At 69.7% G+C, this 3751-nt stretch carries 4 protein-coding genes; 2 read left to right on the forward strand and 2 right to left on the reverse strand.

Annotated features, from left to right (window positions below; genetic code table 11):
* Both HG543_RS52255 and HG543_RS52260 read left to right on the forward strand, forming a co-directional pair.
* On the forward strand, window positions 1-579 hold a 579-nt coding region (locus HG543_RS52255), incomplete at its 5' end, for a DUF6250 domain-containing protein (RefSeq protein WP_500690514.1).
* A 19-nt stretch (window positions 580-598) separates the two neighbouring features.
* A complete protein-coding gene (locus HG543_RS52260; RefSeq protein ID WP_169352458.1) occupies window positions 599-2167 on the forward strand; it encodes a beta-ketoacyl synthase N-terminal-like domain-containing protein in 1569 nt (522 codons plus the stop codon).
* Between the two features lie 18 nt (window positions 2168-2185).
* On the opposite strand, the gene HG543_RS52265 is transcribed toward HG543_RS52260, so the two are convergent.
* The gene (locus HG543_RS52265) at window positions 2186-2737 is read right to left on the reverse strand and encodes a hypothetical protein (RefSeq protein WP_171819113.1); all 552 of its coding nucleotides are present in this window, start codon (window positions 2735-2737) and stop codon (window positions 2186-2188) included.
* Window positions 2738-2845: 108 nt separating this feature from the next.
* Window positions 2846-3751: sigma-70 family RNA polymerase sigma factor (locus tag HG543_RS52270; RefSeq protein ID WP_169352460.1), on the reverse strand; the 906-nt coding region annotated here is incomplete at its 5' end.

Here is a 3751-nt window from a genome sequence, read left to right on the forward strand (position 1 = left end):
CCCCTGCCGCCTCCCGGCCCCTACGCGGACGACTTCAACCGCGCCGAGCTGGGCGACGCCTGGAACGTCACCAACGCCGCCGCCACGAAGCTGGTGGACGGCGCGCTCGTGGTGGAGCTCATCCACAACCGCCCCGTGTGGCTCAAGCAGCCCCTGCCCGCCAACGCCACCATCGAGTTCGACGCCTGGACGGACAGCCCCGACGGCGACATCAAGGTGGAGGCCTGGGGCGACGGCCGCTCCTTCTACGCCGGGGACTTGCGCCTGCAGTACACGGCCACGGGCTACGTCTTCATCTTCGGCGGCTGGCGCAACACCCAGTCCGCCATCGCCCGGCAGAACGAGCACACCAATGACCGCGCGGTGCGCGACGGCCGGGCGGTGGTGCCCGGCAAGCGCCACCACTTCCGCATCACCCGCCGCGGCGGCCACATCGCCTGGGAGCTGGATGGCCAGCCCTTCCTCTCCCTCCAGGACCCCGCTCCGCTGCAGGGGCCGCGCAACCAGTTCTTCGGGTTCTCGGGTTGGAAGACCCGCGTCCACTTCGACAATCTGAAAATCGAGCCGCTCTCCCCCTAGCGGCGAAGGAAGCCCTCACGTGCGCAGAGTAGGAATCTTCGGCTGGGGCGTCGTCGCCCCCCGGTCCAGGAACATCGAAGCTTTCGAGAAGAATCTCGCGACCTCCGAAAGCTGGCTGTCCCCCTTCAACGGCTTCGGGCCGGACAACTTCCTCGTGGGGATGCCCGAGTTCGACCTGGCGGAGTACAAGCCGTGGATTGACGCCCGCTTCCCGGGCAGCCGCTTCTCGCAGCTCGAGCGGAAGATGGGCCAGCCGACGCAGTTCGCCATCGGCGCGTTCATCCAGTCGCTGGCGCAGAACCCCGGCCTGGAGCAGGAGCTTCAGGCGCTGGGGCCCCGCGCGCACGTCTATATCGGCACCGGCCTGGGCGATTTGCCCACCATCCAGTCCATCTCGCTGGACTTGTACCGCGCCCAGCGCCGGTGGGACCGCTTCTGGGCGGCCCCGGAGCGCAACGCGGTGCTGCGCCAGTGGCTGGAGACGCGCGAGCCGCTGCCGGGCCTGCCGCCGGAGCCGTCCACCGTGGACGAGGCCGTGCGCGACGAGGCCGAGGACGCCTGGTGGCACTACTGGGCCGGCCGCTCCACGGAGCTGCGCGAGTACCTGGCGGAGCTGCGCGAGATTGAAGCGCTCGGCGTGCCGGACGAGGGCGACGTCGAGTCCGCCAAGCTGGCCGTCATCAAGGAGAAGCGCACCCGCAACGCGCGGCTGCAAAAGAAGTGGAACTCGCCGGAGCCGCCCTGGAACGCGGTGTCCTCCAACGTGCTGTGGAACATCCACAACACGCCCGCCTCGCAGATTTCGATGCTGGGGCGCATCACCGGCATGACGTTCGCCCCGGTGGCCGCGTGCTCGTCCTTCGGCTACGGGCTGCGGCTGGCCATCAACGCCATCCAGCTGGGCCAGGCCAAGGCCGTCGTCATGGGCATGACGGACCCGCCGCCCACCCCGCTCGTCGTGGGCGGCTTCTACAACGCCCGCGTCATCTCCGCGGACGCCGCCGTCTCCAAGCCCCTCACCGCGCTGCGCGGCACGCACATCGCCGGCGGCTCGGTGGTGTGGGTGCTGGGGGACTTGGAGCACTTCACCGCCAAGGGCTTCAAGCCGCTGGGCATGGAGCCCGTCGCCGTGGGCGTCACCGCGGACGCGGACCACATCATCACCCCGTCCAAGGAGGGCCCCACGCTGGCCATCCGCGAGGCGCTGGCCGCCGCCGGCCTCACCCCCGCGGACGTGGGCAGCTGGGACTTGCACGCCACCGCCACCCCGGGAGACTTCCTGGAGGTGCAGAACCTGCGCGACGTGATGCCCGAGTCCGTGCTGATTACCGCGCGCAAGGGCACCTTCGGCCACGGCATGTCCGCGGGCGGCGGCTGGGAGCTGACGGCGCAGTACCTCGGCTACGGCCAGGGCAAGGTGTTCCCCACGCCGCTGAAGCAGGCGGAGCTCAACAAGCAGATTTCCCGCGTCCACGGCCGCTTCGTCTTCGACGACGCGGTGGCGGCGCCCGCGGGCTGCGCGGGCAAGCTGTCCATGGGCGTGGGCGGCATCAACGCCTGCGTGATTTCACGCCCCTGGAAGAAGTAGGGGCGCTCGGGCGGGGCTTCAGGGGTGGGCGCTCAGGGCGTCCGCCTCCAGCTTCGCGGCGGCGTCGGGGTCGATGCGCTGGAGCAGCTCCAGCTCCAGCTGCAAATCACGAGCGAAGGTCTGCTGCGTGGGCAACGTGCTGCGGGCGCCACCGCTGTTGATGGCGATGGCCCGGTCCGTCTGCGTGCGAATCGCGCCACGCGTGTAGTTGGTGCCAATCTCCTGGGTGGTGCGGTCCAGCCGCTGCACCCTCAGGATGACGCCCCCATTGGGCCGGGTGACGCCCTCCACCAGGAACTTGGACTGGGTGGAGGGGCCCAGCGTACCGCCGCCCGCGTCCCGCCACTCCGTCTCCAGCACGAAGCGCCCCGGGTTCTCCCGCCACGAGTAGCCCTTGTCCTTCAGCACGTCGTGGACGCGCGGCCACACCTCCACCAGCGACTTCTGGTAGACGTGCTCCGCCGCCTTGTCCCGCATGTAGTTCTTCCGGAGCGAGCCGGAGCAGCCGGTGAGCGCCACCAGCGTGGCGAAGACGAGACACACTCCCGCGAGGCGGGTGAAGCGGTACATGTGAAGGCCCCCTGAGGTCCGCGGTGAACGGCGCCGGGGGGGTAGCATATCGCTCCCGCCCGGCCGTGTACTCGGGGCTCCCCCGGCTGTCCGGTCTGCTACGGGCCGTCAGGCGGATTCCTTTGGCGTCGCAACGAGGTCGAAGTCGGGGATGCGCTCGCGCATGAACTCGCGCATCCGCTTGATGAGGGCGGCCTCAATCTGCCGGGCGCGCTCGCGGCTGACGCCGTACTTGTCGCCGATGTCCTGGAGCGTGAGGGGCTCGTCGGAGACGAGGCGCTTCTCGAAGATGAAGCGCTCCTTGCCCTCCAGCGTCTGGGCGAACTCGGCCAGCTTCTCGTGGAAGAGGGCCTTGAGCTGCTCGGCGCCGAGCCGCTCGTCGGCGGGCATGGAGGTGGAGGGCAGGTAGCGGTCCGCGCGCGTCGCGCCCGAGTCCTCGTCCCCGCGCAGCGGCGCGTCGATGGACACCTCGTCGTGCCCCAGCCGCTGGTCCATCTCCACCACGTCCTGCTCGCTGACGTTGAGCCGCTCCGCCAGGAGCTTGGGGCTGGCCTCGAAGCCCTGGGCGATGAGCTTCTCCTGCTCCTGGCGCAGCTTGAAGAAGAGCTTCCGCTGGGCCTCGGTGGTCCCCAGCTTCACCATCTTCCAGTTGTCCATGATGTAGCGGAGGATGTAGGCCCGAATCCACCACGCGGCGTAGCTGCTGAGCTTCACGCCCCGCTCCGGGTCATACTTCTTCACCGCCTGCATCAGCCCGATGTTGCCCTCCTGCACCAGGTCCAGCAGGGACAGCGGGTTGCGGTGGTACTCGTGCGCCAGCTTGACGACCAGGCGCAGGTTGGAGGCCACCAGCCGGTAGGCCGCCCCCACGTCTCCCGTTTCCCGGTATTTCCGGGCAAGCGCGACTTCCTCCTCCCGCGTCAGGAGGGGGTGGCGCTGCACCTCGGCCATGTAGGCCTGGAGGGGGTCCTTGGTGGACAGGCCGGACTCGCCCAGGCGGGCGAGGGCCCGGGT

The organism is Pyxidicoccus fallax (assembly GCF_012933655.1).
Taxonomy (GTDB): Bacteria; Myxococcota; Myxococcia; order Myxococcales; family Myxococcaceae; genus Myxococcus; species Myxococcus fallax.